This is a genomic window from Vibrio sp. 378 (assembly GCF_033339435.1).
The window spans coordinates 1-938 of the sequence record NZ_JAWOUO010000232.1 but is presented as its reverse complement, the minus strand read 5'-3'; the positions used below and the strand labels follow the sequence as shown (position 1 = coordinate 938).

The window sequence follows — 938 nt, the reverse complement described above, 5'->3', positions numbered from 1 at the left end:
TCCATTGAAAAGTATTTCTCCGGTGCTCGCCCAGAAAAAAGAAAGTCGACCTGCACATCGTGCGATTCAAATGCCTTGCTCATTGCACGAGCACGTGCGATATGGCCATTTCCCGTACCTTGAACACCGTATAGAATTTTCATCCATTAGCCTCCTACGATCGCAATAGCTAGAGCACCACACGCACTTCCCAACAGCGCCCCGATGATGACGTCAGTAAAAAAATGGACACCAAGCAAAATACGCGCCGTACCAATTAAACTCGCCCAAAAGAATGCGGCATAACCGAGTTCTGGGTAGTAATGGTTGATAAGTGTTGCCATAACAAACGCAGCAGCAGTATGTCCAGACGGTAAACTGTAGCGATCAGAAGGGGTGATAAAAGCAGGTAACAAAGCGCTCAGTTCTTCAGGACGGCGGCGTTTAAAGCTGTTTTTTAGCGTCCAGTAAATGGGTAACTCGACTGCAAATGCCAGCAATCCGGCTAACATAAACCAAGATCCGTGTTCTTTATCTAAATACCAAGCTAACAGCCCTAAGACGACGTAGAGATGCCCATCTCCACTGTGCGAAACGCCTTTACTGATGTTGGCAACTTGTTGGTTAAAACGATGCTGAAGACATACGCTAGAGAATGCTAAATCAAACTTAGCGATGGTTGCTATTGGCTGTGTGATTGTCTCAATGGTTCGCATGTGACCTTTCCTTACTTTGACAACGCCTTTGTGTGAAAAGTAGGAGGTTTAGGTGACAGCTACATGACGGGAAGTTGGACAATTAGTGACAAAAGTAGAATGGACGGAATAGCGCACATTGATGTGCCCAACCATACCGTTAAACACATCAATAAAAGCAATAAGAATTACGAAGGGTTAGCTGGTGAGGCTGACGGCGTATCGATATACCAAACTTTGCGTTTTTTGCGGCATGCGCGTAAT

General features: G+C 45.5%; 3 protein-coding genes. 1 reads left to right on the top strand and 2 read right to left on the bottom strand.

Features of this window, described 5'->3' with window-relative positions; genetic code table 11:
- Positions 1 to 143, bottom strand: a 143-nt coding sequence (locus R7Q48_RS25395; RefSeq protein ID WP_318132919.1) for a glycosyltransferase family protein, incomplete at its 3' end; no start/stop codon positions are given.
- 3 nt (positions 144 to 146) lie between these two features.
- Positions 147 to 695: a phosphatase PAP2 family protein gene (locus R7Q48_RS25390; RefSeq protein ID WP_005480556.1), complete on the bottom strand. Its 549-nt coding sequence runs from the start codon at positions 693 to 695 to the stop codon at positions 147 to 149.
- Positions 696 to 758: 63 nt separating this feature from the next.
- Here R7Q48_RS25390 and R7Q48_RS25385 point away from each other — a divergent pair.
- Positions 759 to 938, top strand: a 180-nt coding sequence (locus R7Q48_RS25385; RefSeq protein ID WP_318132915.1) for a hypothetical protein, incomplete at its 3' end; no start/stop codon positions are given.